Origin of the sequence: Pseudomonas urmiensis (assembly GCF_014268815.2) — a bacterium.
Taxonomy (GTDB): Bacteria; Pseudomonadota; Gammaproteobacteria; order Pseudomonadales; family Pseudomonadaceae; genus Aquipseudomonas; species Aquipseudomonas urmiensis.
On sequence record NZ_JABWRE020000001.1, the window covers coordinates 2,984,733 to 3,010,349 of the forward strand.

The 25,617-nt window shown below is 63.8% G+C and carries 26 protein-coding genes; 10 read left to right on the forward strand and 16 right to left on the reverse strand.

Features of this window, described 5'->3' with window-relative positions; genetic code table 11:
* Positions 1–45: 45 nt before the first annotated feature.
* From HU737_RS13475 to HU737_RS13485, 3 genes are all read right to left on the reverse strand, one after another.
* Positions 46–1,110 (reverse strand): YkvI family membrane protein, encoded by a 1,065-nt coding sequence (locus HU737_RS13475; RefSeq protein ID WP_186555035.1) that lies wholly within the window; start codon positions 1,108–1,110, stop codon positions 46–48.
* Positions 1,111–1,176: 66 nt separating this feature from the next.
* Positions 1,177–1,554: a RidA family protein gene (locus HU737_RS13480; protein WP_186555036.1), complete on the reverse strand. Its 378-nt coding sequence runs from the start codon at positions 1,552–1,554 to the stop codon at positions 1,177–1,179.
* 13 nt (positions 1,555–1,567) lie between these two features.
* The gene (locus tag HU737_RS13485) at positions 1,568–2,704 is read right to left on the reverse strand and encodes an NAD(P)/FAD-dependent oxidoreductase (RefSeq protein ID WP_186555037.1); all 1,137 of its coding nucleotides are present in this window, start codon (positions 2,702–2,704) and stop codon (positions 1,568–1,570) included.
* Between the two features lie 113 nt (positions 2,705–2,817).
* Between HU737_RS13485 and HU737_RS13490 the strand changes: the two genes are divergently transcribed.
* Positions 2,818–3,441, forward strand: a complete 624-nt coding sequence (locus tag HU737_RS13490) for a helix-turn-helix domain-containing protein (RefSeq protein WP_186555038.1) — start codon at positions 2,818–2,820, stop codon at positions 3,439–3,441.
* Between the two features lie 111 nt (positions 3,442–3,552).
* The gene (locus tag HU737_RS13495; RefSeq protein WP_186555039.1) at positions 3,553–4,338 is read left to right on the forward strand and encodes a sulfite exporter TauE/SafE family protein; all 786 of its coding nucleotides are present in this window, start codon (positions 3,553–3,555) and stop codon (positions 4,336–4,338) included.
* A 12-nt stretch (positions 4,339–4,350) separates the two neighbouring features.
* On the opposite strand, the gene HU737_RS13500 is transcribed toward HU737_RS13495, so the two are convergent.
* Positions 4,351–4,890, reverse strand: a complete 540-nt coding sequence (locus HU737_RS13500) for a histidine phosphatase family protein (RefSeq protein WP_186555040.1) — start codon at positions 4,888–4,890, stop codon at positions 4,351–4,353.
* A gap of 129 nt (positions 4,891–5,019) precedes the next feature.
* Here HU737_RS13500 and HU737_RS13505 point away from each other — a divergent pair, with 129 nt between their 5' ends.
* Positions 5,020–5,610: a biliverdin-producing heme oxygenase gene (locus HU737_RS13505; RefSeq protein WP_186555041.1), complete on the forward strand. Its 591-nt coding sequence runs from the start codon at positions 5,020–5,022 to the stop codon at positions 5,608–5,610.
* 84 nt (positions 5,611–5,694) lie between these two features.
* Positions 5,695–6,786, forward strand: a complete 1,092-nt coding sequence (ptaA, locus tag HU737_RS13510; RefSeq protein ID WP_186555042.1) for a pyoverdine biosynthesis transaminase PtaA — start codon at positions 5,695–5,697, stop codon at positions 6,784–6,786.
* 112 nt (positions 6,787–6,898) lie between these two features.
* Here the strand turns inward: ptaA and HU737_RS13515 are convergent, their stop codons facing one another.
* From HU737_RS13515 to HU737_RS13530, 4 genes are all read right to left on the reverse strand, one after another.
* On the reverse strand, positions 6,899–7,228 hold the full coding sequence (locus tag HU737_RS13515; protein ID WP_186555043.1) for a DUF3325 domain-containing protein: 330 nt from the start codon (positions 7,226–7,228) through the stop codon (positions 6,899–6,901).
* Entirely contained in the window at positions 7,225–8,748 is a 1,524-nt protein-coding gene (locus tag HU737_RS13520; RefSeq protein ID WP_186555044.1) for a PepSY-associated TM helix domain-containing protein, read from the reverse strand. The genes HU737_RS13515 and HU737_RS13520 overlap by 4 nt, the downstream gene beginning before the upstream one ends.
* Positions 8,745–9,032 (reverse strand): iron transporter, encoded by a 288-nt coding sequence (locus HU737_RS13525; RefSeq protein WP_186555045.1) that lies wholly within the window; start codon positions 9,030–9,032, stop codon positions 8,745–8,747. Before HU737_RS13525 ends, HU737_RS13520 begins: the two co-directional genes overlap by 4 nt.
* A 146-nt stretch (positions 9,033–9,178) precedes the next feature.
* On the reverse strand, positions 9,179–11,419 hold the full coding sequence (locus HU737_RS13530) for a TonB-dependent siderophore receptor (RefSeq protein ID WP_186555046.1): 2,241 nt from the start codon (positions 11,417–11,419) through the stop codon (positions 9,179–9,181).
* A 276-nt stretch (positions 11,420–11,695) separates the two neighbouring features.
* Between HU737_RS13530 and HU737_RS13535 the strand changes: the two genes are divergently transcribed.
* The 4 genes from HU737_RS13535 to arsH are packed head-to-tail and all read left to right on the forward strand — an operon-like array spanning position 11,696 to position 14,551.
* Positions 11,696–12,046 (forward strand): metalloregulator ArsR/SmtB family transcription factor, encoded by a 351-nt coding sequence (locus HU737_RS13535; protein ID WP_186555047.1) that lies wholly within the window; start codon positions 11,696–11,698, stop codon positions 12,044–12,046.
* Between the two features lie 21 nt (positions 12,047–12,067).
* The gene (locus HU737_RS13540) at positions 12,068–13,351 is read left to right on the forward strand and encodes an arsenic transporter (RefSeq protein ID WP_186555048.1); all 1,284 of its coding nucleotides are present in this window, start codon (positions 12,068–12,070) and stop codon (positions 13,349–13,351) included.
* A gap of 15 nt (positions 13,352–13,366) precedes the next feature.
* Positions 13,367–13,837 (forward strand): arsenate reductase ArsC, encoded by a 471-nt coding sequence (locus HU737_RS13545; RefSeq protein ID WP_186555049.1) that lies wholly within the window; start codon positions 13,367–13,369, stop codon positions 13,835–13,837.
* A gap of 12 nt (positions 13,838–13,849) precedes the next feature.
* On the forward strand, positions 13,850–14,551 hold the full coding sequence (gene arsH / locus HU737_RS13550; protein ID WP_186555050.1) for an arsenical resistance protein ArsH: 702 nt from the start codon (positions 13,850–13,852) through the stop codon (positions 14,549–14,551).
* A gap of 143 nt (positions 14,552–14,694) precedes the next feature.
* Here arsH and HU737_RS13555 read toward each other — a convergent pair whose 3' ends face one another.
* Together HU737_RS13555 and HU737_RS13560 are read right to left on the reverse strand one after the other, a co-directional pair.
* Positions 14,695–15,972, reverse strand: a complete 1,278-nt coding sequence (locus HU737_RS13555; protein WP_189661818.1) for a Y-family DNA polymerase — start codon at positions 15,970–15,972, stop codon at positions 14,695–14,697.
* The gene (locus HU737_RS13560; protein WP_186555051.1) at positions 15,956–16,387 is read right to left on the reverse strand and encodes a LexA family protein; all 432 of its coding nucleotides are present in this window, start codon (positions 16,385–16,387) and stop codon (positions 15,956–15,958) included. Before HU737_RS13560 ends, HU737_RS13555 begins: the two co-directional genes overlap by 17 nt.
* A gap of 101 nt (positions 16,388–16,488) precedes the next feature.
* Here HU737_RS13560 and HU737_RS13565 point away from each other — a divergent pair, with 101 nt between their 5' ends.
* Entirely contained in the window at positions 16,489–17,196 is a 708-nt protein-coding gene (locus tag HU737_RS13565; RefSeq protein ID WP_186555052.1) for an SOS response-associated peptidase family protein, read from the forward strand.
* 66 nt (positions 17,197–17,262) lie between these two features.
* Here the strand turns inward: HU737_RS13565 and HU737_RS13570 are convergent, their stop codons facing one another.
* The 6 genes from HU737_RS13570 to HU737_RS13595 form a co-directional block, all read right to left on the reverse strand.
* Entirely contained in the window at positions 17,263–17,484 is a 222-nt protein-coding gene (locus HU737_RS13570) for a formate dehydrogenase subunit delta (RefSeq protein WP_186555053.1), read from the reverse strand.
* On the reverse strand, positions 17,481–20,366 hold the full coding sequence (gene fdhF / locus HU737_RS13575; RefSeq protein ID WP_186555054.1) for a formate dehydrogenase subunit alpha: 2,886 nt from the start codon (positions 20,364–20,366) through the stop codon (positions 17,481–17,483). The genes HU737_RS13570 and fdhF overlap by 4 nt, the downstream gene beginning before the upstream one ends.
* Entirely contained in the window at positions 20,363–21,916 is a 1,554-nt protein-coding gene (locus HU737_RS13580; protein ID WP_186555055.1) for a formate dehydrogenase beta subunit, read from the reverse strand. Before HU737_RS13580 ends, fdhF begins: the two co-directional genes overlap by 4 nt.
* Complete coding sequence (locus tag HU737_RS13585; RefSeq protein ID WP_186555056.1) at positions 21,910–22,395, reverse strand: formate dehydrogenase subunit gamma; 486 nt, start codon at positions 22,393–22,395, stop codon at positions 21,910–21,912. Before HU737_RS13585 ends, HU737_RS13580 begins: the two co-directional genes overlap by 7 nt.
* A 268-nt stretch (positions 22,396–22,663) precedes the next feature.
* Complete coding sequence (locus HU737_RS13590; protein ID WP_186555057.1) at positions 22,664–23,296, reverse strand: hypothetical protein; 633 nt, start codon at positions 23,294–23,296, stop codon at positions 22,664–22,666.
* A gap of 10 nt (positions 23,297–23,306) precedes the next feature.
* Positions 23,307–23,597 (reverse strand): hypothetical protein, encoded by a 291-nt coding sequence (locus HU737_RS13595; RefSeq protein WP_186555058.1) that lies wholly within the window; start codon positions 23,595–23,597, stop codon positions 23,307–23,309.
* 342 nt (positions 23,598–23,939) lie between these two features.
* Between HU737_RS13595 and HU737_RS13600 the strand changes: the two genes are divergently transcribed.
* Complete coding sequence (locus HU737_RS13600; RefSeq protein ID WP_186555059.1) at positions 23,940–25,406, forward strand: sensor histidine kinase; 1,467 nt, start codon at positions 23,940–23,942, stop codon at positions 25,404–25,406.
* Positions 25,407–25,617: the final 211 nt, after the last annotated feature.

Here is a 25,617-nt window from a genome sequence, read left to right on the forward strand (position 1 = left end):
CGGTCACTACTGATCGTGTAGGAGCGGGCTTGCCCCGCGATGCGTCTAGACCGCCAGCGCCTTGCTCACCCGCCCACGCCGCACCCACGCCAGCAACACCGCCGCCATCAGCACGAAGCCCAGGTAGCCGAAGAACGGATACACCTCGCCCACCAGGCTGATGAACCCCACCAGGCTGCAGCCGAACGCCGCCACGCCCGTCACCAGCGAGCCCCAGCGAAATTGCGCAGTCCCCGCCGGCAACAGCCGCGACAAGAACGAAAACATCGTCCCCACCGCCGTGTTGACGATCATGCCGAAGATGATCAGGCACATCACCACGCCCAGCACTGGCGACACCTCGTTGGCAATCGACAACATCGGCATCGGCAGCTCAGCCACGCTGTCCAAGCGTGACAACAGCCCGGCGCTCATCACCAGCATCAGCAAACCCAGCGCCGCCCCGCCAATCAGCCCACCCCAGATTGCCGTCTTCTCGCCCTTGGCCGAGCCACCGAGAATCGCCAGGATCGGCGCACCGGCAACGATGTTGTAGGACACATACAAGAACGCCCCCAGCAACCAGTGCCGAGTGCCTGCCTGCTGCTGGCTGGCCAGCACATCCAGCTCGGCAAAACTCTGCTCGCGGGTGAACACGGCGTACAAGGCAATCGCCGAGGCGACCAGAATCAGCAGCGGCGTGATAGCGCCGATGGCCAGAATCACCTTCTGCACATCCAGGCACACGATCGCCACCACCACCAGCGTCACCAGTACGCTGCCGGCCAGGGCCGGTATGCCGAACTGCTGTTCGAGCAACGCCCCGCCACCGGCGAGCATCACCACGGTCACGGCGAACATGAAGAAGGTGATCAGCCAATCGACGAACAGCCCCAGATGACGGCCACAGATGGCCTGGATCACGTCCTTGTGCGAGGTGGCCTGTTGACGGTTGCCCAACCCCGCCAGGGCCATGCCCAGGAAGGTGAACAAGGCAGCACTGACCGCCGCGCCGACCAAGCCCCAGACTCCGAAGTCGACGAAGAACAACAACAGTTCCCGTCCGGACGCGAACCCCGCGCCCACGATCACACCGATGAAGGCACCGGCGATCTTCAGCTGCTCTTGCATGTGAACCTCTGGCTGTTAGTTATTGTTCTTGTTGGTTTTTGCACGGGTTGGCAGGCCCAGCCCCACTCAGCTCTGCCCGACAAACGCCTGCACTTCAATCTCCACATCCACCCCCAGCGCCAACGCCGAAGCCACGGTAGAACGCACCGGCAAGGCCGCGCCGAAGAACGCCTTGTACACCTCGTTGAAGCCGGCGAAGTGGCTCATGTCCGACAGCCACACGGTCACCTTCACCACTTGGTCGAAGCGCGCACCCGTCGCGGCCAGGCTCTCGCCAATACGCTCGCACACCGCGCGGGTCTGGGCCTGGATATCGCCGCGCACTACCTCACCGCCGGGGGTCATCGGCACTTGGCCCGAGAGGAACACAAAGCCTCCAGCCTTGACTGCACGGGAGAAGGGAAACGGCAAACTGCTCGGAAAACGCTGGATTTCATTGCTCATGACAAGCTCCTGGTTACGGTTGCTGAAAACGTGCAGGGGACAGCAGCTCAGGCACTACCCCCTGGGTGGTCAAGCTGGTGCAGATCGGCTGGCCCAGCAGCAGGTCGGCCGCCAGGCGTGAGGCGCCCGCCGCCGACTGGATGCCGTAGCCACCTTGTGCCGCCAGCCAGAAAAACCTCGGCATGCCTGGATCAAAGCCAAGCACCAGATCGCCATCGGCCACGAATGAACGCAGCCCCGCCCAGCTGTGGCTGGGGCGACGAATCTCAAGGGTGGTGATGGCTTCGATGTTGTAGATGCCCAGCGCCAGGTCCAGCTCTTCTGGCGCAGCGTCCTGCGGCTGGACCGGGTCGGCGTTGGCCGGAGAGCCGAGCAGCTGGCCGGCATCGGGCTTGAAGTAGAAGCTTTCGTCGACGCCGATCACCGCGGGCCAACGGGCGAAGTCTTGCGCCGCAGGCCCGGGGAAGGTGAAGGCAGTACGCCGGCAAGGCTGCAAGCCGACCTTGGCCACGCCACATTGCTCAGCAACCTGATCGGCCCAAGCACCAGCGGCGTTGACCAATTGCCGCGCCTTGATACAACTGCCATCGGCCAGCTCGACCTGCCATAGATCATCCAGGAAGTGCGCCTGGACCAACTCAGCGTTGCAGCGCAGCTCACCGCCCGCTTGGCGCAAACCACGCAGAAAGCCCTGGTGCAAGGTATGTACATCGAGGTCCATCGCGCCGGGCTCAAGTACCGCGCCTGCGAGAATCTCGCTACGCAGGCTCGGCACCAGGGCCAGGGCGCCGTCGCGATCAAGCAAGCTGACCTGGGTGCCATTGGCCAGGTTCTGTGCGTAGGTCGCCTCGAGCAGGTCGCGCTGTTCCACGCTGGCGACATACAGGCAGCCGCGAGGTTCGAGCAGCGGATGCTCGCAGAAGCCCTCCGGCGGCGCCTCATAGAACGCCCGGCTGGCGCGGGTCAGGGCCTGGATTTGCGGGGTGCCGTAGGCCTCCATGAACATCGCCGCCGAGCGCCCGGTGGAGTGATAGCCAGGCTGCGCCTCTCGCTCGAGCAGCAGGACTTTGCGCTGGCCAGCCAAGCGGTAGCCAACAGAGGCGCCGGCAATACCGGCGCCGATGATCAGGGTGTCGTAGATCTGGGTCATGCAGGCTCTCGTCACGATAATTATCATTTATGAGAATTCTAATATATGAGAATTTACGATCCTGCAAGTGTCCAAGGTAAGATGTTCGACCAACGCCGCCGATGAGAGCCCCAATGCCCGCCGACCAAACGCCTGCCCCAGAGCGCTCCCGCGCCCTACCCCTGCTTGATCGCGGCGAAGTCGGCGCACGCTTGCGGCAAGTGCGCAAATCCCGCCAGCTAACCCTCAAGCAACTGGCTGAACTCAGCGGCGTACCGGTCTCGACGCTATCGAAGATGGAACTGGCACAGGTCTCGGTCAGCTACGAGAAACTGGCTGCCGCGGCGCGCGCGTTGAATGTCGATATCGCCCAGCTGTTTCGCGCCAGCGGCCAGGTCAATGCGCCGTCGCCGGCGACCGTGGTGGTCGACTCGATCCCAGACGCCGCAGGCTACTCCACCGGCACCTACGACTATTACCCGATCGCCGGGGCATTTCCGGAACGACGCATGACCCCGGCCTATGCGCGCATCATCGCCCGCGAACGCGGCCAGTTCGACGATTTTATCCGCCACCCCGGGCAGGAATTCGCAGTGGTGCTGAGCGGCCGCGTGCGGATTGAATTCGAGACCGGCGAGGCGGTGAGTATCGGTCCGCAGCAGACCGCTTATTTCGACAGCCAGGTAGGCCATATCTACCTGTCCGAGAGCGAGGATGGCGGCGATGCGCATGTGATGGTGGTGATGACCGATCGCTGATCGCCTGGGCCAACAGTTATAACCTAATAACGAACAAGTCTATTTGGCTATAAAAAAATCTATATGCTGGCAGCCATCCGATCACGGGCAAGTTGGGCAGTCGAGTAGCGTATGGATGTAGGTTCTTTCGGTTTCACCATTGCGGGACTGGTTGTGGGCTTCATCGTTGGCATGACCGGCGTCGGCGGAGGTTCGCTGATGACCCCGATCCTGCTCTGGTTTGGCGTCAACCCCGCTACCGCCGTGGGTACCGACCTGCTCTACGCCGCCATCACCAAGGCCAGTGGCGTCTGGGTGCATGGGCGCAACAAGAACATCGACTGGAAGATCACCGGCTGGCTGAGCCTGGGCAGCGTACCTGCGGCGGCCCTGACCCTGTGGTTCCTCAGCACCCTGCATGCCGACACCTCGGCGCTCAACGCGGTGATCAAGCAAGGCCTGGCGGTCGTGTTGATCCTCACTGCGCTGGCGATTCTGTTCAAGTCGCGCCTGCAAGCCTTTGCCAACCGCCACGCCGGTGACCACTACCACCTCAGCGACCGCAACCTGAACATCCTCACCGTGCTCACCGGCGTGGTGCTGGGCGTGATGGTCACCCTCACCTCGATTGGTGCCGGTGCCCTGGGCACCGTGGCGTTGTTCCTGCTGTATCCGTTCCTGGTCACCCGCCGCCTGGTCGGCACCGAGATCGCCCACGCCGTGCCGCTGACCCTGGTCGCAGGCCTTGGCCACGCCGGCATGGGCAACATGGACTGGTCGCTGCTGGGCTACCTGCTGCTCGGCTCGCTGCCTGGCATCTACCTGGGCAGCCACCTCACCGGACGTATTTCCGACAGCGTATTGCGCCCGTGCCTGGCGGCCATGCTGCTGATGATCGGCTACAAGCTGGCGTTCTGAGCCAACTGCCGTTCAGTTCAGACGCAGCCGCCACTGCCCGGTGAAGCTCAACTCCAGGCGTGACAGCGGCATCACATCGATGCGCTGGAACGACGCCAACGGGCAACCGAGCAGCTGCACCAGCACCGCGCGAATGACCATTGGATGGGTCACCGCCAGCCACTGTCCTGGCCCATCGAAGCCGGCCAACCAGGCGCCGACCCGCTCCACCAGCTGCGCGATCGACTCGCCGCCATGCGGGGCGCTATACGGATCTTGCAGCCACTGTGCGAGGGCCTCGGGCTGCTCAAGCTGCAACTGCTTTAGCGCCAGGCCCTGCCAACTGCCCAGATCGCAGTCAGCCAGCGCAGGTTCGATAGAGGCCTGGGCGGCCAGCCAAGCTGCCGTTTCACTTGCCCTGCGTTCAGGCGCGCGCAGCACCTGCACCTCTGCAGCGGCCATCTCCAGCGGTTCGGCTAACGCCAGCACGGCATCCTCAGGGTGGGCCAAGCGCCCGCTCTTCTGGGCCTCGGTCAGGCCATGGCATATCAGGGTCAGGCGGACGGCTTTCACCGGTATCCTCTTCGAAAGAAAACGCGCAGATGCGTTAGCATGCCTGTTTTTCGCCAACCCTGTCGCGTAGCAGGAACGCCGCGCCAGGTTCGCCAGTCCAACTCTGGCACCTCACCGCAAGAGCCCAAGATGTCCGCCACTGCCAGCCATTACTCCAGCCCTCTGCTGCTCGCCCTGCGCGAGGGTACGCACACCTGCCACAAGCGCTTGGAAGCCCGCCTGCCGTTTTTTTCCGCTGACTTCGACCGAGCAGCCTATCGGCGCCTGATGCAGGCTTATTTCGGCTTTCATGCGCCACTGGAAGCACTGCTCGGCGCTTATCAAGAATGCGAGCGGGTCAAGACCCCAACACTGGTCACCGACCTGCTGGCACTGGCGATGACCCGCGCCGAGATCGACACCCTGCCGCTGTGTCGAGCGCTACCGCAAATCAGCGATCAAGCCAATGCCATGGGGGTGATGTATGTGGTTGAAGGCTCGACCCTCGGCGGCCAGGTACTCAAGCGGGCGATGACCGAACGCCTGGCCCTTGGCGCAGACAGCGGCGCAGGCTTTCTCGATGTCTACGGCCCACTGACGGGCGCGCGCTGGCGCAGCTTCCTCGAACGGCTCGAGCAGGCGCCAAGTGGCGCCGAGGATCAAACGCGCACAGTGCAGGCGGCAATCGCCACCTTCGAGTGCTTCGAACAGTGGCTGGCGCAGCAAGGGGTGCTGCGCTAGCGCCTGCAAAGCCAAGTGCCACTATTAATCAGCGACCCCTGCTCTCGTCCCTCATTTAACCAATGACAACAGGGAAGACGAAGCATGACCGATATGACGCGTCGCTCGTTGGTGGGCCTGGGCATGGCCCTACCGCTGCTCGGCCAAATGAGTTGGGCCGCACCACGTTCGCCAGGCACCCCTGCCGCCACCCGCCCGGTGCGCATCAACTTCAACGAAAGCCCATGGGGCCCGAGCAGCGCCGCGCGCCAGGCGATGCGCGAGGGCATCGAGCAATGCGGCCGCTATCCCTACGACGCGCAGTACCGCCTGATCGACCAATTCGCCGCGCAGAACGCTCTGCAGGCGGATCAGGTGCAAGTGTTCTGTGGCTCGAAGCTGGCGTTGCAACATGCGGTAATGGCCTTCACTGGCGCCAGCAGCCTGGTGGTGCCCGAGCCCTCCTACGAAGCCCCGGTCGAAGCGGCCTTGAGCCGCGGCACCGAGGTGCATCGGGTTGCCCTGGATCGGCATCATGCGCATGACATCCAAGCCATGCTGGCCGCCGACCAGGCGCCCGGGCTGATCTACCTGTGCAACCCCAACAACCCCACCGGAACCCTCACCCCGCGTCGCGACATCGAGCGCTTGCTGGCAAACAAGGCCAAGGGCAGCGTGGTGCTGGTCGATGAGGCGTACATTCACTTCAGCGATGCCCAAAGCTGCATCGACCTGGTCAAGGAGCACCCCGAGTTATTGGTCCTGCGGACGTTCTCCAAGCTCTACGGCATGGCCGGTGCACGCCTGGGGCTGGCCATCGGCCAGGCGTCTTTGTTGCAGCGCCTGGAAGTCTATGATGGCGAGAACGTCGCTGCGGCGCCTACCCTGCTCGGCGCGCTGGCCAGTTTGCACGACCGCCAACTGGTGCCTGAGCGCAAGGCCGAAAATGCCCGCCTGCGCGATGCCACCATCGCCTGGCTCAACCAGCGCGGCTGGCGCTGCACCGCTTCGCAAACCAACTGCTTCATGATCGACCTGCGGGGGCCGGGCAAGCCGGTGATCGAGGGTCTGGCCAAGGAGGGGGTATTGATTGGCAGGGTCTGGCCGAGTTGGCCGAACTGGGTGCGGGTCAGTGTCGGGAATGAGCAGGATATGCTCAGGTTCCGCGAGGCGTTTGCCAAGGTGACCGTCAGTTAAGACTCTGGCACTGGCGCTGCCCGCTGCGGCCCGCTCCCACAAGAATCACCGCTGAGATCTTGGGGGAGTGGGTTTACCCGCGCAGAGGCCGCCTGAGCTGAAAAAGCTTGGCTCATATCAACATCTGCAAACCACCCCACACCGGCACCGCCGCCACCAGCCCCACCGCCAGCTTGGGCCAATAGGGCAACAGTATCACCAGCACCATCGCCGCCAGCGAAATCACCCCAAACCACGCCACCGGCCCCATCGCCCAGCCCCAGGCCTGGGCACACAACAGCAAGCTGATGGCCAAACCCAACCAGCCCGCTGCGCGCAGGGCCAGGCGCAGGCTGCGCGGGCAGGGTCGGTTCCACACCTGCTTGAAATGTCGCTCCAACCCCTGGCACAGCCCGAGCATGCCGGCATAGGCGAACAGCACACTGCCGATAATCATCGTCATGCCTGAGCCTCCACCTGGCGCCTGGCCCTGACCGGCGCAGGCTTGGGATGAGCGACTCGCCAGGCTGCCAGGGCCAGGCCGAGGCCGAGCACCAGCCCCGTCACTTCGACGCCGATGCGCAGGCTATCCGCTGCGCCTGCCAGCATACCCAGCACGCCCAGTCCGGCGCACAGCAGCGCGCTCAGCGCCAGTTGCTCGATCCAGGCGCGTTTGGCCGGACGCACGCCGGCATGCAACAACGCCAGCAACCATAGGCCGAAGAAGCTGCGCACTTCCCACGCTTCACGGTGCGCCAGCTCCGCCGGCAACAGGCGGCTAGCCCACAACAGGCCCACGCACGCCAGCAACAGCCCGGCAATGAAGCCGACGTTGCACACTTCAGCCACGCGATACCAGCGGCGCGCCGAGGCATCGGCATTGGCATTGGCGTACTTGCGCCCGCGTTTGACGCAGAACAGCACCAATCCGCTGGCAATCATCGCGCAGCTAACCAGCCCGCAGATGAAGTACAACCAGCGCATCGGGTAGCCGCCGAACTGGGCGAAATGCAGGCCGGCCATCACCCGCTGGGTCAGCGCTGCCGGGCGTAGCTCAGGGACATCACTGAGCAGCTTGCCGCTGACACCATCGAATACCATTGCGTTGCCCTTGGTCAGGGCGATGCGATTACCCAGCACCGGACGGATCTCGATGCGCGCACCTGCAGTATTGGGATTGCGAATGTTCAGCCCACCAATCGGCCCCAGGCGCGCTTGGGCCTGGGCCAGCAACGGCGCGACATCGACCAGTTCGCCCGGCTGCTTGGCCAGCCGGCGTGGTTGTTCCATGCGCGCATTGCCCTGGGCTTGGAAGTACGCCCGGGTATCACCCTCGAACAGCGCGTCCACGCCAGCCGGGATGTAGATCAGCATGAAAATCACCAGGCCGGTGTAGGTGATCATCAAATGAAACGGCAGCAACAACACGGCGCTGGCATTGTGAAAATCCAGCCACGAGCGCTGGCCCTTGTCCGGGCGGAAGGTAAAGAACTCCTTGAAGATCTTCTTGTGGATGACGATGCCGGTGATCAACCCGGCGAGCATCACCAGGGCCAATGCACCGACGACGAAGATGCCCCAGTTGCGCGGCAAATCCAGGGTGAAGTGAAAGCGGAAGAAGAAGTTGCCGCCGACGCTGTCGCGTACCGCAATCGGCTCGCCCGTCTGCGGATCGAGCTGCACGCCCACGCCATGTCGACGATCGCCAGTAGACACCCTCAGCCCCGGAGCACGCTCGGTAGGCAGGCTGATGCCCCAGTTGCCGGCGTTCGGTTCATGAGTCTGCAGGTAGGCGATGGCGCGCGTCGCGGCATCGGCCTGGGACACCTCGGTGGCCGGGATTTCCGGCTGCATCCAGTGGTTGAGCTCCTTGTCGAACACCGCCAGGGTGCCGGTGACGAAGATGGCGAACAACAGCCAGCCGAAGATCAGCCCGGCCCAGGTGTGCAGCCAGGCCATCGATTGGGTGAAGGTGTTTTTCATGCCAGCCACCCTAGTGCCTGTGGCCAGAAGCCGATCAGCATCAACGGCGCGGCCAGCGCCAATGGCACCCAGGCACGCAGCGCGTCACGGCTGGCGAAGGCCCAGAGGATTGCCAGGGTGTAGAAAATGAAGGCCGGGAGTGTGGCGACCAATACCGCGTCGGCAGGCGACAGCGGCAGGATCCGCGCCAGGCAGGCAGTAGCGGCGTAGCTGAAGGCATAGCCGCCAAGCAGGGCTGCGGCGCTGCGCGAGAGGATGCGCAACCAGGCGGGGGATTCACTCATCAGAGGTTCCTCTTAAGCATGAGAGGGGCTGCCGTGCAGCCCAATCGCGAGACAAGCCCGCTCCCACGCCAGCCCGATAATTGCGGTTGGCATAAGAGCGGGCTTGCCCCGCGATTGGGCCGCAAGGCGGCCCCCGTTAGCGATGATCAGAACGAGATGTTCAGCGAGGCAAACAGCGCACGCCCCGGCTGGTTGTAAGTATTGGCCCCCGAACTGCTGGCATTGCCGCCGCGCAGGATCTGCTTGTCGAAGACGTTGTTCACCCCAACCCGCACGTCATAGTTCTGGTTGAACTTGTACCCGGTGCTGATATCCACCAGGCCGTAGGCTTCGACGTCCTGCTGGGCGTCCTGGTCGTAGCTCTGCTGGGTGCGGTAGTTGTAGGTCGGCGACTTCTGCTTGCCGAAATAGGTGCCGGCGACCTGGAACGACAGCTTGTCGGTTGCACGCCAGTCCAGGGTGGTGTTGACGGTGTACTCAGGAATCACCGACAGCGGCTCACCGGTTTCGCGGTTGTCGTTGTCGAGCATCCAGGTCAGGTTGGTGTTCCAGTCCAGACTTGGGGTCAACTCCATGAAGAAGTTGCCTTCGATGCCTTCGACCCGCGCTTCACCGGCGTTTTCGAACTGGGTCACGCGGCGGCCGTTGTTGATGGCGTAGAGCACATCGGTGCCGCCGATGATCTTGTTCTTGTAATCGTTGCGGAAGTAGGTCGCGCTGGTACGCCAGGTGCCACGGTCGTAGAGCAGGCCGATTTCCTTGTTGACGCTGATCTCCGGCTCGAGGTCGGCGTTACCCTGCAGGTAGCAACCTCCGGAGTTGGTCTGCTGCACGCTGCACCCTTGACCACGGCTGTAGAGCAGGTAGTTGGGGTTGTACTGGTACAGGTTCGGCGTCTTGTAGGCCCGGGCGATGCCGCCTTTGACGGTCAGGTGATCGGTCAACTTGTGCGACAGGTTCAGGCTTGGGCTCAGGTTGTCACCGAACTCCTCGTGGTGATCCAGACGCAGGCCCGGGGTGACGGTGGAGTCGCCGACGATGATGTTGTCCTCGACAAACAGCGCATAGCTCTTGGCCGACATCTTCGAGTCGCTACGGTCAAAGCCATTGATGACGTTGTTGCCGTTACCGCTCGGATCGAAGCTCTGCGGCCGGAACGAGCCCTGGTCATTGAGGGTTTCGTAGAGGTATTCGCCGCCCAGGGTCAGCACGTGCTCGGTGCTACCCATGGCAAACGGCAGGTTCACTTCGCTGCTCAGGCGGGTGTTGCGCAGTCGCGACATGGCCGCGCCGCTGTCATTGATCGCACCTTCCGGGCCGCCGGCCAGGCCTTCGTTCAGGCGCCAGTTACGGACGTACTCGTAGGCCAGCACGGTCTTGCTGGTACCCCAACTGAAGTCGCCCAGGTGGGTCAGGTCGTAGGTATTGCGCTGCATCACGTTGGTCTCATGACCATACAAGTCGGCGATCAGTTCAGGGTTGCCACCACCGTTGCTGTTCATGGTGTCGCCAGCGTAGATGTTGCCCTGGCGGCTGTAGCCGGCGCTCATTTCCACGCGGTGCTCATCGTTGAGCTTCCAGCTCAGCAGGCCATTGATGTCCTTGTTGCGCACGCCTTCGCGGCCGGCAACCGTCGAACTGCCAGCATGATCGGCGTTGATGTCCAGGTCATCGGCGTCGGTCTTGGCCAAGCCGCCGTAGACCCGGAAGCCGAGGTTATCGGTCAGTCCGCCACTGAGGTTGAAGTTGGTCCGGCGGCTGACGCCCTCGGCGCTGTCTTCAGGCATCTGGGTGTAGAAGTTGACGCTGCCCTTGAGCTCGTCGGTGGGACGCTTGGTGATGATGTTGACCACCCCGCCCATGGCCCCCGAACCATAACGCGCCGCTGCCGGCCCCCGCAGGATCTCGATGCGCTCGACCGCCTCGGCCGGTACCCAGTTGGTTTCACCGCGGGTGTCACGATCGCCGTTCCACCCGTAGCGCACTGCGTTGCGGGCGTTGGAGGGCTTGCCGTCGATCAGGATCAGGGTGTTTTCCGGGCCCATGCCGCGCAGGTCGATCTGGCGGTTGTTACCGCGCGCACCGCTGGCGCTGTTGCCGGTCAGGTTGACCCCTGGCTCGCGGCGAATGATGTCGGACAGGTCATTGGCGGGCGGGCGACGCTTGATGTCTTCTTCAGTGATGATCGACGACCCCAGGGCCTGGCGGGCCTCACGCTCGGCGGTTACCAGAGTGTCCTGGATCACCAGCGCATTGCTGTCTACTGGCACTTCCAGCACCTCGGCAGACTGCTGCTCCTGGGCGTTGGCCGCAGTCGCAAGCATGACCGGCGAGGCCAGCGCTACGAAGGCTAGGGCCAGGCCGTTGGGTGAGGTTCTGGATTGCATCGACACATCTCCTGATTCATGGACGAAGGCCACGCCCAGCACCAGGAAACCGGAAGACTCACGCCCACCGGCCTCACAAGCAAGCTTGGGGGCCAATGGGACGGTGAATATAATGATTCTCAAATAGGTTTAAATCTTATTTACGAAATTTACAGATTGCGCGGGGAACTTTGCTTGCCTTCCTCGCGCGACGTAGCCAGCACAAGACCCTTGCTGATAGCAGCAAGGCCTGACTAATATATGCAAATCCGTATATTCGAATTTACATATATACCTATGACTAGCCTCACGCCTCCCGAGCTCTTCAAGTCCCTCGCCGACGAGACGCGCACTCGCGCCACCCTGCTGATTGTCGAGCAAGGCGAGCTGTGCGTCTGCGAGCTGATGTGCGCGCTGAACGACAGCCAGCCCAAGATCAGCCGCCACCTGGCGCAGCTGCGCAGTGCCGGTATCCTGCTCGACCGTCGCCAAGGGCAATGGGTGTACTACCGCCTCAACCCTGCGCTGCCGGCCTGGGTCCATACCGTGCTGAGCACCACCTTGCACGCCAACAGCGCCTGGCTCGAAGCCGACAGCGCCCGCCTGCAGACCATGGCTGGCCGCCCCGCGCGCGCCACCTGCTGCTAATGCCACGCCGAGCCTAATGCCATGCTGATAGCCGCCGCCGTCTTCGTGTTCACCCTGATCCTGGTCATCTGGCAGCCCAAAGGCCTGGGCGTTGGCTGGAGCGCCAGCATCGGCGCCCTGCTCGCCTTGCTTATGGGGGCAGTGTCGCTGCACGACATCCCCGCCGTGTGGGCGATCATCTGGAACGCCACCGCTACCTTTATCGCCATCATCATCGTCAGCCTGCTGCTGGATGAGGCTGGCTTCTTCGAATGGGCGGCGCTGCATGTGGCCCGCTGGGCTCGCGGAGATGGCCGGCGCTTGTTCGCCTTCATCGTGCTGCTCGGCGCGGCGGTCTCGGCACTGTTCGCCAACGATGGCGCGGCGTTGATCCTCACGCCAATCGTGATGTCGATGCTGATCGCCCTGCGCTTCTCGCCTGCTGCGACCCTGGCCTTCGTCATGGCCGCAGGCTTTATCGCCGACACTGCCAGCTTGCCGCTGGTGGTGTCGAACCTGGTCAACATCGTCTCGGCGGATTACTTCAACATCGGTTTCAACCAGTACGCGGCAGTGATGCTGCCGGTGAACCTGGCGGCGGTGGCGGCAACCTTGCTGGTACTGCTCTGGTACTTTCGCCGCGACATTCCGGCGCACTACGCACTGGACGAATTGAAAGACCCTGCCCTGGCCATCCGCGACCGAGCGACCTTCCGGGTGGGCTGGGTGGTACTGGTCGGCCTGCTCGCGGGTCTGTTCATCCTTGAGCCGCTGGGCATCCCGGTCAGCGTCGTGGCCGGGGTCTGCGCGGCAGTGCTGTTCGCCGTCGCCGCCCGCGGCCATGTGATCTCCACTCGCCGGGTACTGCGCGAAGCACCCTGGCAGATCGTGGTGTTCTCACTGGGCATGTACCTGGTGGTCTATGGCCTGAGGAATGCCGGGCTGACCGACGCCCTGGCCCGCGTCCTCGATGCTCTGGCCGGACATGGCCTGTGGGCCGCGACCCTGGGCACCGGGCTGATTTCGGCGGTGCTCTCGTCGGTGATGAACAACCTGCCCAGCGTGCTGATCGGCGCCCTGTCGATTCATGCCAGCGACGCCCACGGGGTGGTGCGCGAGGCGATGATCTACGCCAACGTCATCGGCTGCGACCTGGGACCGAAGATCACCCCCATCGGCAGCCTGGCCACCCTGCTCTGGCTACACGTGCTGGCCCGTAAAGGCGTGCGTATCACCTGGGGTTACTACTTCAAGGTCGGCCTGTTGCTGACCCTGCCCGTCCTGCTTATCACCCTTTCGGCCCTGGCCTTGCGCCTGAGCGTCTGATCACTGGAGTCCCGCATGCGTATCTTGTTCATGTGCACGGCCAACAGCTGCCGCAGCATTCTTTCCGAAGCCCTGTTCAATCACCTGGCGCCACAGGGTTTTAGCGCCGTGAGCGCCGGCAGTTTTCCCAAGGGCGAGGTGCTGCCACGTAGCCTGTTCACCCTGGAGCAGGCCGGTATCGCCACTGCCGGCCTGGCCAGCAAAGGCAACGAGGCGTTTGCCGACAATCCACCGGATATCGTCATCACCGTCTGCGACAAGGCCGCCGATGAAACCTGCCCGGTGTACTTCGGCCCTGCCCTCAAAGCGCATTGGGGGCTGCAAGATCCTTCCGAGGTGCAAGGCGACGAGGCGACCATCGACGCCGCCTTCCGCGCCACCCTGGCGCGCATCGAGACGCGCTGCCGCGCCTTCCTCGCCCTGCCTTTCGCCCAGCTCGACCCTGCTGCGCTCAAGGCTGAACTGCAACGCATTGGCACACTTTGATCTGGAGGCCCGATGAACCCTGACTTGCCCAATCTCGACCTGAGCCTATTCGATACCCCGCCGCAGTTGAGCCAATCGAGCAGCCACAAGCCGCGCATCCTGCTGCTGTACGGCTCGACCCGCGAACGCTCGTTCAGTCGCCTGCTGACCGAGGAAGCTGCGCGTCTGCTGGAGCACTTCGGTGCCGAAACGCGCATCTTCGACCCTAGCGGCCTGCCGTTGCCCGACGACGCTCCGCTCGACCACCCCAAGGTGCAAGCGCTGCGCGATCTGGTGCTGTGGTCCGAAGGGCAGGTCTGGTGCTCGCCCGAGCGTCACGGCGCGCTGTCGGCGGTGTTCAAGGCGCAGATCGACTGGATCCCGCTCAGCCTTGGCGCCGTTCGCCCGACCCAGGGCAAGACCCTGGCGGTGATGCAGGTGTGCGGCGGCTCGCAGTCGTTCAACGTAGTCAACCAATTGCGCGTGCTCGGCCGCTGGATGCGCATGTTCACCATCCCCAACCAGTCCTCGGTGCCCAAGGCTTACCTGGAATTCGACGAGCACGACCGGATGAAGCCCTCGCCGTACTACGACCGGGTGGTGGATGTGATGGAGGAGCTGGTCAAGTTCACCCGCTTGCTGCGCGATCATGCGCCGGAGTTGGTGGACCGCTACTCGGAGCGCAAGGAAAGTGCCGAGCAGTTGTCGGCGCGGGTGAATCAGCGGGCGATTTGAAGTCGGTAAGTTCGTGCCTGCCTCTTCGCGGGCAAGCCCGCTCCCACAGGCTTGGCGTGTTGCTAAAGATCGCCCCTGCACCTGTAATGGGCGAGAGGCCGGCACCAACCCAGCAAAGCTCTATGCGCTAACTCAGACGTCCATCATCTCACCTGCCAAAGCCCAGAAACCTGCGTGGTGAAGCTGTTGCTCATCAACTCCCGGCGCATCCCCCAGTCGGGCAGCGCCGGCACTGCAGCGGGCCGCAAGGTCCCACTGCCCCAGCGCCCATTCACCCCATCGAGCACGCTCATCAGCCGCCCGCTCTTGAGCGGTTGCGAGGCGGCGAACAGGTCATCGGTGTACTCCCCGCGCTGGCACAACTCCAGCAGCAACACCTCGGCCTTGCTGTACTTGAAGCCCTCGCGAAACACCCTGTCCAGCGCCTCGATGGCCATGCCGGTGAGCAGGCGCACGTCATCGGTGGGGTAAGGCAACTGCACCACCACGCCATTGGCATACTTGGCTTCGTCGGGGTTGAACATGCCCGTGCGAATGCTCACCCGCAGCTTGCGCGCCAGGGACTGTTGCGCACGCAGTTTTTCGCTGGCACGCATGACATAACTGGCCACCGCCTGCCTGATTGGCGCACGTTCAGTCAGGCGTTTGCCGAACATGCGGCTGCAGCAGATTTCCTGGCGTGGCGGCTCCACCTCCTCCAGCGCCAGGCATGGCGTACCGGCAAGCTCGCGGACGGTCTTTTCAATGACCACGCTAAATTGCTGGCCCAGGCTGCGCGGGTCGGCCTGGGCCAGATCCCAGGCGCTGCGGATATCCAGGCCGCGCAGATGAGCGGCCATGCGCGGGCCGATGCCCCAGACATCTGCGGCGTCACACCTTTTCAGTACCCAGTCACGGTGGCCCGGGTCACGCAAATCCACCACCCCGCCGCTTTGCTCCTGCCAGCGCTTGGCCGCATGGTTGGCCAACTTGGCCAAGGTCTTGGTACCAGCGATACCCACGCCGACCGGAATACCGGTGTATTGCAGCACCCGCTCGCGGATGTCGCGGCCCAGGCGCTTGAGGTCACCAGGCACGCCGCTGAGGTCGGCGAACGCTTCATCGATGGAGTACACCTCCAGCGCCGGGACCATGCCTTCGATCACGGTCATCACCCGCTGGCTCATGTCGCCGTACAGTGCGTAATTGGAGGAGAACGCCACCACCCCATGGCGGCGCAGCACGTCCTTGACCTGAAAATACGGCTGGCCCATCTTCACCCACTGCTTGGCCTCGGCGCTGCGGGCGATGACACAACCGTCGTTGTTGCTCAGCACCACAATCGGGGTGCGCCGCAGGTCTGGGCGGAACACCCGCTCGCAACTGGCGTAGAAGCTGTTGCAGTCGATCAGGGCGAACACCGCTTCAGGCTTTTGGGTCATGGCTACGCACACTGAAGGTCACCACGCCCCAGATCGTCAACTCGTCGCCCTCAAGGATGTAACGCGGCGCGAAACGGGGATTCTCCGAATGCAGCGACACCTGCCGAGCAACCTTGTGCAAGCGCTTGCACAGCGGCTCGCCATTGACGGCAGCGATGACTATGTGGCCGTGGTGGGCCTCGATCGAGCGATCGACCAGCACCAGGTCGCCGTCGAAGATCCCAGCGCCTTGCATGCTGTCGCCGTCTATCCTGACCAGATACATGTGCGGTGCGCGCAGGTTGAACAGCTCATCCAATGAGATCGGTTGCTCCATGTGGTCCGCAGCGGGCGAGGGAAACCCCGCCGGCACGCGAAACAGATAGCGCGGCAGCGCGCTGCCGCCTGAAGCGATCGGGCCAAGAATGGAAGTCATGAGCCAGCCTTGCAAATAAACTGTATGGATATACAGTTAATCGATCGCCGGGCCTTCGGTCAATTTCGGCGTAGGAAATTTCGACAAGTGGGAGACCTGCAATGTGCGGACGCTTCGTCCAGTACCAAGGCTTGGCCGACTATCTGCGCGAGCTGGACGCCGAGCAAGACGTGGTCAGTGGCTATGACAATAGCCCAGTGGGCCGTTACAACGTCGCCCCCGGTAGCCGCGTACTGATCCTGCACACGGCCGAAGATGGCCTGCGCATCGACCCCTGCCACTGGGGCTGGGCGCCGTTCTGGGCCACTGGCAAACGGCCGGCGCCGATCAATGCGCGGGTCGAAACAGTCACCACCGGCACGTTTTTCCAGGCCCTGTGGCCGCAGGGTCGGGCGCTGGTAATGGCCGATGGCTGGTACGAGTGGGTAACCGACCCGCACGACCCCAAGCGCAAGCAACCCTATTTCATTCGCCTGAAAAGCCAGGCACCGATGTTCATGGCGGCGCTGGCCCAGGTGCGGCTGGGGCTGGAGCCGAGTGAAGGCGATGGCTTTGTGATCATCACAGCCGCCAGCGATCAGGGCATGCTGGATATCCATGATCGCCGGCCACTGGTACTGGCGCCGGAACACGCCCGGGCTTGGTTGGACCCTGAACTCCCCGCAGAACGTGCGCAGCAGTTAGCCCGTGAGCAATGCCTGCCGGTAGAGGCGTTCGAGTGGTTTGCGGTGAGCAAGGCCGTGGGTAATGTGCGCAACGAGGGGGCGCAATTGATCGTGCTGGAGACGCCGCAGGCGACGCTGTTCTAGTTCGGATCGAGCGCGGCCCTTGGCAGGTAAGCCTGCGAAGGGCCGCCAATGACACCCTGCAAACACCTAGGCCGCCACCGTCTCTGAAGCCAGCGCCTCGCGCACCAACGGATCGATCCCCTCCCCCGGATTGGCCTGCATCCACTCGACCAGTTGCCGGCGCATCGCCGGGGCCCAGAAGCTGTGCAGATGCTGCCTCACCCCTTGCACCGCCAGGGCGCGGTCTGGCTCGCTGTCGAAGTAATGGGCGATCTGGTTGGCCATCTTGATCAGATTGTCGACGCTCATCGGCGCACCTCGGCAGTCTCCGGCTGGTCGCTGTGGCGGCGCTCCTTGAGCAAGCGCCGTTGTTCGTCACTGAACGCCTGATAGCGCTGCTGCCAGGCCGAAGGCTGCGACACGCGCACCACTTCCACCGCCGTGACTTTGTACTCGGGGCAGTTGGTGGCCCAGTCGGAGTTGTCGGTGGTGATCACGTTGGCGCCCGACTCGGGGAAGTGGAAGGTGGTGTACACCACCCCCGGCGCGACCCGGCTAGTGACCTGCGCACGCAGCACGGTTTGCCCGGCGCGGCTACCGATGCCGACCCAATCACCCTCGACGATGCCGCGGCTTTCAGCATCGTTTGGGTGGATCTCAAGGCGGTCCTGGGCGTGCCAGGCGACGTTACCGGTGCGCCGGGTCTGGGCGCCGACGTTGTACTGGCTGAGGATGCGCCCAGTGGTCAGCAACAGCGGATAGCGGCTGTTGACCTTCTCGTCGGTGGGCACGTAACCGGTGAGCATGAAGCGTCCCTTGCCACGCACGAACTGGCCGATGTGCATGGTCGGGGTGCCGTCGGGCGCGGCCTCGTTGCACGGCCATTGCAGGCTGCCGTGGCGATCGATCTCGGCGTAACTGACGCGGTGGAAGGTCGGCGTCAGGCGGGCGATTTCATCCATGATCTCTGACGGGTGGCGGTAGTCCATCGGGTAGCCCAAGGCGTTGGCCAGGGCCACGGTTGCTTCCCAGTCCGCCTTGCCAGCCAGCGGCTCCATAACTTTGCGCACCCGTGAGATACGCCGTTCGGCGTTGGTGAAGGTGCCGTCTTTTTCCAGGAACGAGCTGCCCGGCAGGAACACATGGGCGAACTTGGCCGTCTCGTTGAGGAAGATGTCCTGCACCACCACGCATTCCATGGCGCGCAAGGCGGCAGTGACGTGCTGGGTGTTGGGGTCGCTCTGGGCAATGTCCTCGCCCTGGCAGTACAGGGCCTTGAAGCTGCCATCCAAGGCCGCTTCGAACATGTTGGGAATACGCAGGCCCGGATCGGGCTGCAAGGTCACGCCCCAGGCCTGCTCGAACTCAGCCCTCACGCCCTCGTTGGAAATGTGCCGGTAGCCCGGCAGCTCATGCGGGAACGAGCCCATGTCGCAGGAGCCCTGGACGTTGTTCTGGCCACGCAGCGGGTTGACCCCTACCCCTTCGCGACCAATGTTGCCGGTGGCCATGGCCAGGTTGGCGATGCCCATCACCGCGGTGCTGCCCTGGCTGTGCTCGGTAACGCCCAGCCCGTAGTAGATGGCCGCATTGGCGCCGTTGGCATACAGCCGGGCAGCAGCGCGGATCTGCTCGGCGGGTACGCCGCAGATCGGCCCGAGCGCTTCAGGGGCGTTATCCGCCAGGCTGACGAAGTCGCGCCAGCGGGCAAATTCCGCCGCTTCGCAGCGACTATCGACGAAGCCCTGATCGAGCAGCCCTTCCGTGACGATCACATGGGCCAAGGCGTTGAGCATGGCCACGTTGGTACCTGGGCGCAATTGCAGGTGCAGTTCGGCGCGTGCATGCGGCGAGTCGACCAGATCGATACGCCGTGGGTCGATGACGATCAGTTTGGCGCCTTGGCGCAGGCGCCGCTTGAGTTGCGAGCCGAACACCGGATGGGCATCGGTGGGGTTGGCGCCGATCACCAGGATCACGTCGGCCAGCATCACCGAGTCGAAGCTTTGCGTGCCAGCCGACTCGCCCAAGGTCTGCTTGAGGCCGTAGCCGGTGGGCGAATGACAGACCCGCGCACAGGTATCGACGTTGTTGTTGCCAAAGGCGGTACGCACCAACTTTTGCACCAGGTAGGCCTCTTCGTTGGTGCAGCGGCTGGAAGTGATCCCGCCAATCGAATCGCGCCCGTACTTGAGCTGGATGCGGCGCAGCTCGCTGGCCGCATAGCTGACCGCCTCGTCCCAGCTGACCTCTTGCCAAGGGTCGTCGATGTGCTTGCGGATCATTGGCGTGGTGATGCGATCGGGGTGGGTCGCATAGCCCCAGGCGAAGCGGCCCTTGACGCAGGCATGGCCATGGTTGGCGCCGCCGTTCTTGTCCGGCACCATGCGCACCAGCTGATCGCCCTTCATCTCGGCACGGAACGAGCAGCCCACGCCGCAATAGGCGCACGTGGTGATCACTGCCCGCTCCGGCTGGCCGATCTGCACCAGGCTCTTCTCGGTCAGGGTCGCGGTCGGACAGGCCTGCACACACGCCCCACAAGACACGCACTCGGAATTGAGGAAGTTGTCGCCACCCGCCGCTGCCACTCGCGAGTCGAAGCCGCGTCCGCTGATAGTCAGGGCGAACGTGCCCTGGATGTCTTCGCAAGCGCGCACGCAGCGGCTGCAGACGATGCACTTGCTTGGCTCGTAGTCGAAGTAGGGGTTGGAAACATCCTTGGCTTCGGCCAGGTGATTGTCACCGGCATAGCCATAACGCACCTCGCGCAAGCCGACCTGGCCGGCCACGCTCTGCAGCTCGCAGTTGCCGTTGGCCGAGCAGGTCAGGCAGTCCAGCGGGTGGTCTGAGATGTACAGTTCCATGACGTTGCGCCGCAGGTCAGCCAGGCGCGCGGTTTGCGTGCGCACCACCATGCCTTCGCTGACCGGCGTGGTGCACGAGGCGGGATAGCCGCGCATGCCGTCGATTTCCACCATGCACATGCGGCACGAGCCAAACGCTTCCAGGCTGTCGGTGGCGCACAGTTTGGGGATGCTGGTACCCAGTAGCGCCGCAGCGCGCATCACCGAGGTGCCGGCAGGCACGCTGATCGCGCGGCCATCGATATTCAGGCTGACCTGTACCTCGCTATCACGCGCAGGGGTGCCCAGGTCGATGTCACTGGCGGGGTCGAAGAAATTGATCATTGCGCGGCCTCCGGGCTGGCCAGACCGAAGTCGGCAGGGAAATGCTTGAGAGCGCTGGCCACAGGATACGAAGTCATCCCGCCCATGGCGCACAGCGAGCCGTACTGCAGGGTGTCGCACAGGTCACGCAGCAGGTCGGCCTGCTCTTGGCGATAGGCCGGGTCGCTGCTGGCGATCAAGCGCTCGACCACCTCCACGCCCCGGGTCGAGCCGATCCGACACGGGGTGCATTTGCCGCACGATTCCTCGGCGCAGAACTGCATGGCAAAACGCGCCATGCCGGCCATGTTCAGGGTGTCATCGGCGACCACGACTCCGCCATGGCCAATCATCGCGCCGAGGGCGGCGAAGGCCTCGTAGTCCAGCGGTGTGTCGAACTGGCTTGGCGGCACCCAGGCGCCCAATGGGCCACCGACCTGCGCAGCCTTCAGTGGCCGGCCACTGGCCGTGCCGCCGCCATAGCCCTCGACCAGTTCGCGCAGGGTCAGGCCAAACGCGCGCTCGACCAGCCCACCCTGGCGGACGTTCCCCGCCAGCTGAAACGGCAAGGTACCCAGCGAACGGCCCATGCCAAAGTCGCGGTAGAACGGCGCGCCCTTGGCCAGAATGATCGGCACCGAGGCCAGGGTGAGCACGTTATGTACCAGGGTCGGCTGGCCGAACAGGCCTTCGAGCGCCGGCAGTGGCGGCTTGGCGCGGACGATCCCGCGCTTGCCTTCGAGCGATTCGAGCAGCGCGGTTTCCTCACCGCAAATGTAGGCGCCAGCCCCCACCCGCACCTCCAGGTCGAAGGCCACGCCGCTGCCAGTGGCGTCCAGATAACCCGCTTCACGGGCGAGCAGCACTGCCTCGTTCAGCGCCCGAACCGAGTCCGGGTATTCCGAGCGCACATAGATGTAGCCCTTGCTCGCCCCCACCGCCAGGCCAGCGATGATCATGCCTTCGATCAACAGGAACGGGTCGCCCTCCATCAGCATGCGGTCGGCGAAAGTGCCGGAGTCGCCCTCGTCGGCGTTGCACACCACGTACTTCTGCCCTGCCGGGGCATCGCGTACGGTGCGCCACTTGATCCCCGCCGGAAACGCCGCGCCGCCACGCCCGCGCAGGCCGGAGTCGAGCACCGCAGCGACGACATCCGCGCCATCCATCAGCGCCGCCTTGGCCAGCCCGTCAAAACCGCCATGGCTGCGGTAGTCATCCAGCGACAATGGCCGAGTAATGCCGGCACGGGCGAACAGCAGGCGCTGTTGCGTCTTTAAATATGGAATCTGCTCGACCAAACCCAGTGCCAGCGGATGGCTGGCGGGATCGGTAGCCAGGGCATCGAGCAGCGAGGCCGTATCCTCGACCGCCACCGGGCCGAAGCCCAAGCGGCCAGCGGCGCTTTCCAGCTCGACCAGCGGCTCCAGCCAGTACAGGCCACGCGAGCTGGTGCGCAGGATCTGCAGCGCAATTTGCCGACGCTCAGCCTCAGCGGCCAGGGCTGCGGCCAAATGATCGGCGCCGACCGCACGGGCGACCGAGTCGCAGGGGATAAACAGCTTCAGCATGGCTTGGCCTCCTGCAGGCAGCCGTCAACCAGCGTACGCAGGCGCTCAGGGGTAAGCCGGGCATGCACCTGGCCATCGAGTTCCAGCGCTGGCGAGCAAGCGCAAGCGCCCAGGCAATAGACCGGGCGCAGGCTGACGGCGCCATCGGCGCTGGTGCCGTGATCATCAAGCCCCAGCTGTTCACGCAGTTGCGCGGCCAGCGCCTCGGCGCCACGGCTCTGGCAGGATTCGGCCCGGCACAGGCGCAAGGTGTGGCGCGCTGGCGGCGAAGTGCGGAAGTCGTGGTAGAAGCTGATCACCCCGCGCACTTCGGCCTGGCTCAGGTTGAGGGCATGGGCGATCTCAGGTACGGCGGCATCGGGGATGTAGCCGCTGCCAGCCTGGATAGCATGGAGTATCGGCAACAGCGCACCGGGGGTGTCGCGGTGGTGATCCAGCACACGCTGGATCACGGGCAGTTCAAGGGTCGGATCAGGCATACAGCGGACCTCGGCATCACGGACCAGGCTGCACGTGGGCAGGCCTGGCTCCGGCGTGTTCTGCTGCGGTGCACCGGCCACGTCACGGGCGCGTAGTCTGCGGGCACCTCCTTGCCCGCGGCCGTGCATCTACGTGCACTGGTCCAAGGGCATCCTCACAGCATGGCACTCCTGTCGCCTGGGGGTTGCGTGCGAACGACCAGGCGTATCCTGAAACCGACCTGGCCACTCGCCAAGGCCGATTTGCAAAGCCAGCTGCTGGGTAACTTCAAATGGCCAAGTGCACCAGACGCTGCAAGTCGCCGATCACCGCAGGGTCACGCGCTTCGAGTACATCGGCCTGAATACGCGCGATCACGGCCTTGAGCAGCTCTGTCTGGCTCATCTGGGTGGCCTGCAGCAACGCCAGGTAATCCTGGGCCACATGGGCATTGACCTTCATCGACAGCCGCCGCGTGGCTGCAGGTGTTGCGAGCGCACGCATGTGCAGTTGCTGCTCCAGCGCCCCACTGAACGTCGCATGCGCCGCCGGCAGCCCCGCCGCGCCTTGGGCGTGAGCCAAAGCATGAAAATAGTAGCCGAGGAACAGCTTGCGCAGGCTGGCCCCCGCATCGTTGCTCACGGCGTGCATAGCCGCGTCCAGTACATCCAGATAGACCGCCGGCAGGCGCGCCTCGATCGACTTGAGCTGCTGCTTGCGCGCCTCGCGAATCGCCGGCGTGGATTGCGGCGGGATCGCGACCACGCTATCGCAGCCCAGGCATACCCCCACCAGCACGTCCCTGGCCTGGCCTTGGCTATCGCTGAACGGCACGTCGCGACGCACATAGCGCATCTGCACCAGTGCCTGGCACTGCTCACAGAGCGCCTTGCCGGTGTCGCCTTCGAAGAAGATCTTCATGATCTGTTACTCACTGATGAACACTGACGAACCAGGTATCTGGCTCGATGAAATAAAACTTGATGTACCACCCCAGGCGCTTGAGCACGTGCACATCGATGGCCGGCACGGCGTGGTGAGGGCTGCAGTGGTGATGGACGCCGCTGCAGGAGCGAATAACGCGAATGAGCACCTCAGCCGTAACCTCGCCCATCGCTAGCAGGTTTTTCACCTCGATATCGCCACGCGCAACATGCAGGTAGTTACCGGACTGCAGCGCAGCGATCACATCGTGCCGGGCCTTCCTGAACCCATTTTTCATAGCCATCCCTGCCAATACGAAAATCATCGTACAAAATAGAAAGCGAATCCACCTTCCAGCGGATTCGAGCGACCAACGGCTGCCTGCCTGTGTGCACATGCAACCAGCGCCACCCTTGAATAACTATGGCAGCGCTTAAATCGGCGCAGCACCGGACAATGTGTCGGGCGTTGTCCTGGTTTTTCACGATGTGGCTGCGAGGTGGTTAAACCGGCTGGTCTACTCCACAAGCAATCCCCTCACTGCGCCGGTATGCACCTAGACTAGGTACTAAATGCCATCAGTCCCGCGCGCCCCTGCCGTCGGGCCTGCACCACCCAACTCTCGACCTGGGGTCTCCCGATGCCATCCTTGTCAGCCTGGCTCGCGCCCATCCGCCGACGGTTCTCCCAGCCGGGACCGGTCGAGCCATTCAACCTCATGCGGCGCTTCTCGCTGATCAGCTTCGTCATCATCAGCGCCGTGGCGATCGGCCTGGCTTCGCTGTCGACGCGGTTTCTGGTCAATGAAAGCCTGGAGCGCGATGCCTTGCTGTCGGCGCAGTTCATCCAGTCGATGGCCTTCGGCGAGATCCGCCACCACGACCTGGATGGCATGAAGATGGGCGACGTGCTGGCCTCGACCCAGTACGGCATGCTCACCGGCGAAACCGGCAAGAACCGCGAACGCGCCCGCTCGGAGTTCCTCGACCACCTGGCGCACCTGCCCGACGTGCTGCTGGCCAGCATCTTCTCCCCCGAGCGCAAGGTGATCTGGTCGACCAACCCGGCGCTGATCGGCCGCCAGGTGCATGAAGATTCAGCCCTGGAACAAGCCTTCGCCTCGCATGGCCAGGTCAGCGCGCGCTACAACGAGGTCGAGCCCGGCCGCACCGAGCAGCAATTCGTACGTGCGCCGAAGATGTTCTTCGTCGAGAACTACATCCCCCTGGTCGACGACCAAGGCAAGGTGCTGGCCATGGTCGAGATCTACAAAGAGCCGGTCGACCTGATCGAGCGGATCGACCGCGGCCACAAACTGATCTGGGCCGCCACTGCGCTCGGCGGGCTGACTATCTATTTCGGCCTGTTCTGGATCGTCTGGCGCGCCTCGCGCTTGCTCGCCTCGCAGCAGGATCAACTGGTGGCGAACAAGACCTACGGCGGCCTGGTAGAGATGTCCACCGCCGTCGCCCACAGCCTGCGCAACCCCCTGGCAAGCATTCGCAGCAGCGCCGAGCTGGCCCAGGTGGTGCCCGGCCAACCCGCGACCGGCAACATCACCGACATCATCAGCCAGGTCGACCGCATGTCGGGGTGGTTGCATGATCTGCTGCTGTGTTTACGCCCCCTGCGCGGCGAACCCGAGCTGGTGGACCTGGTTGGCGCCGTGCGCACGGCCCTGGGCACGTTCGAAACGCAGCTGCGCCAAGCGCGAATCGAAGCCGTCTTCAATCCAGACAGCGCGCCGCCAGTGTTGAGCAACGCGCTGTTGCTTGGGCAATTGCTCAACAGCGTGCTGGCCAATGCCATCGAAGCCATGCCAGAGGGCGGCAAGCTGGTGGTGACGCTCGATCAGCTGGATGAAGGCCAGTTGCTGCTGTGCATCGACGACTCCGGGCAAGGCCTGAGCCGTCAGCAGGAAATGATGGCGTTCAAGCCGTTCTACAGCACCAAGCAAGGCCGTCTGGGGATTGGCTTGGTGATGGTCCGGCAGATCATGGAGCGGTTTGGTGGCGAGGCCAGCTTGCACAACCTCACGACCCAGGGCACGCGGATTTGCTTGCGGTTCAGGAGCGGTCTGGACGGGGTCCAGGCCAAGGCTGGCTAGTGCCCATGCGCCCAGGCTGTGATTGGCGATTCCCACAATCCTGTAGGCAATCAACCTGCACCTGGGGCGTGGACATCGTGTTCTGCGGGTCAACGCCGTCACTCTGGTACAATCTGAGGCCTCAATTTCCAAGGCTGATTTGGGCCGCGCCCTCAAGCGCTCCGAAGCAGCACATTACGCGTACCTAAAAATGCCTCTCGAAGCCTCCACA

Excerpts from the sequence above, each read along its gene's own strand:
- HU737_RS13485 (WP_186555037.1), bottom strand. The coding sequence starts at position 2,704 with ATGACCCAGATCTACGACACCCTGATCATCGGCGCCGGTATTGCCGGC.
- HU737_RS13560 (WP_186555051.1), bottom strand. The coding sequence starts at position 16,387 with ATGACTTCCATTCTTGGCCCGATCGCTTCAGGCGGCAGCGCGCTGCCG.
- HU737_RS13530 (WP_186555046.1), bottom strand. The coding sequence starts at position 11,419 with ATGCAATCCAGAACCTCACCCAACGGCCTGGCCCTAGCCTTCGTAGCG.
- HU737_RS13585 (WP_186555056.1), bottom strand. The coding sequence starts at position 22,395 with ATGCCTGATCCGACCCTTGAACTGCCCGTGATCCAGCGTGTGCTGGAT.
- HU737_RS13490 (WP_186555038.1), top strand. The coding sequence starts at position 2,818 with ATGCCCGCCGACCAAACGCCTGCCCCAGAGCGCTCCCGCGCCCTACCC.
- HU737_RS13580 (WP_186555055.1), bottom strand. The coding sequence starts at position 21,916 with ATGCTGAAGCTGTTTATCCCCTGCGACTCGGTCGCCCGTGCGGTCGGC.
- ptaA (WP_186555042.1), top strand. The coding sequence starts at position 5,695 with ATGACCGATATGACGCGTCGCTCGTTGGTGGGCCTGGGCATGGCCCTA.
- HU737_RS13515 (WP_186555043.1), bottom strand. The coding sequence starts at position 7,228 with ATGACGATGATTATCGGCAGTGTGCTGTTCGCCTATGCCGGCATGCTC.
- HU737_RS13540 (WP_186555048.1), top strand. The coding sequence starts at position 12,068 with ATGCTGATAGCCGCCGCCGTCTTCGTGTTCACCCTGATCCTGGTCATC.
- HU737_RS13545 (WP_186555049.1), top strand. The coding sequence starts at position 13,367 with ATGCGTATCTTGTTCATGTGCACGGCCAACAGCTGCCGCAGCATTCTT.
- HU737_RS13595 (WP_186555058.1), bottom strand. The coding sequence starts at position 23,597 with ATGAAAAATGGGTTCAGGAAGGCCCGGCACGATGTGATCGCTGCGCTG.
- HU737_RS13555 (WP_189661818.1), bottom strand. The coding sequence starts at position 15,972 with ATGACCCAAAAGCCTGAAGCGGTGTTCGCCCTGATCGACTGCAACAGC.
- HU737_RS13570 (WP_186555053.1), bottom strand. The coding sequence starts at position 17,484 with ATGAGCGTCGACAATCTGATCAAGATGGCCAACCAGATCGCCCATTAC.
- arsH (WP_186555050.1), top strand. The coding sequence starts at position 13,850 with ATGAACCCTGACTTGCCCAATCTCGACCTGAGCCTATTCGATACCCCG.
- HU737_RS13475 (WP_186555035.1), bottom strand. The coding sequence starts at position 1,110 with ATGCAAGAGCAGCTGAAGATCGCCGGTGCCTTCATCGGTGTGATCGTG.
- HU737_RS13520 (WP_186555044.1), bottom strand. The coding sequence starts at position 8,748 with ATGAAAAACACCTTCACCCAATCGATGGCCTGGCTGCACACCTGGGCC.
- fdhF (WP_186555054.1), bottom strand. The coding sequence starts at position 20,366 with ATGATCAATTTCTTCGACCCCGCCAGTGACATCGACCTGGGCACCCCT.
- HU737_RS13600 (WP_186555059.1), top strand. The coding sequence starts at position 23,940 with ATGCCATCCTTGTCAGCCTGGCTCGCGCCCATCCGCCGACGGTTCTCC.
- HU737_RS13565 (WP_186555052.1), top strand. The coding sequence starts at position 16,489 with ATGTGCGGACGCTTCGTCCAGTACCAAGGCTTGGCCGACTATCTGCGC.
- HU737_RS13525 (WP_186555045.1), bottom strand. The coding sequence starts at position 9,032 with ATGAGTGAATCCCCCGCCTGGTTGCGCATCCTCTCGCGCAGCGCCGCA.
- HU737_RS13495 (WP_186555039.1), top strand. The coding sequence starts at position 3,553 with ATGGATGTAGGTTCTTTCGGTTTCACCATTGCGGGACTGGTTGTGGGC.
- HU737_RS13590 (WP_186555057.1), bottom strand. The coding sequence starts at position 23,296 with ATGAAGATCTTCTTCGAAGGCGACACCGGCAAGGCGCTCTGTGAGCAG.
- HU737_RS13505 (WP_186555041.1), top strand. The coding sequence starts at position 5,020 with ATGTCCGCCACTGCCAGCCATTACTCCAGCCCTCTGCTGCTCGCCCTG.
- HU737_RS13535 (WP_186555047.1), top strand. The coding sequence starts at position 11,696 with ATGACTAGCCTCACGCCTCCCGAGCTCTTCAAGTCCCTCGCCGACGAG.
- HU737_RS13480 (WP_186555036.1), bottom strand. The coding sequence starts at position 1,554 with ATGAGCAATGAAATCCAGCGTTTTCCGAGCAGTTTGCCGTTTCCCTTC.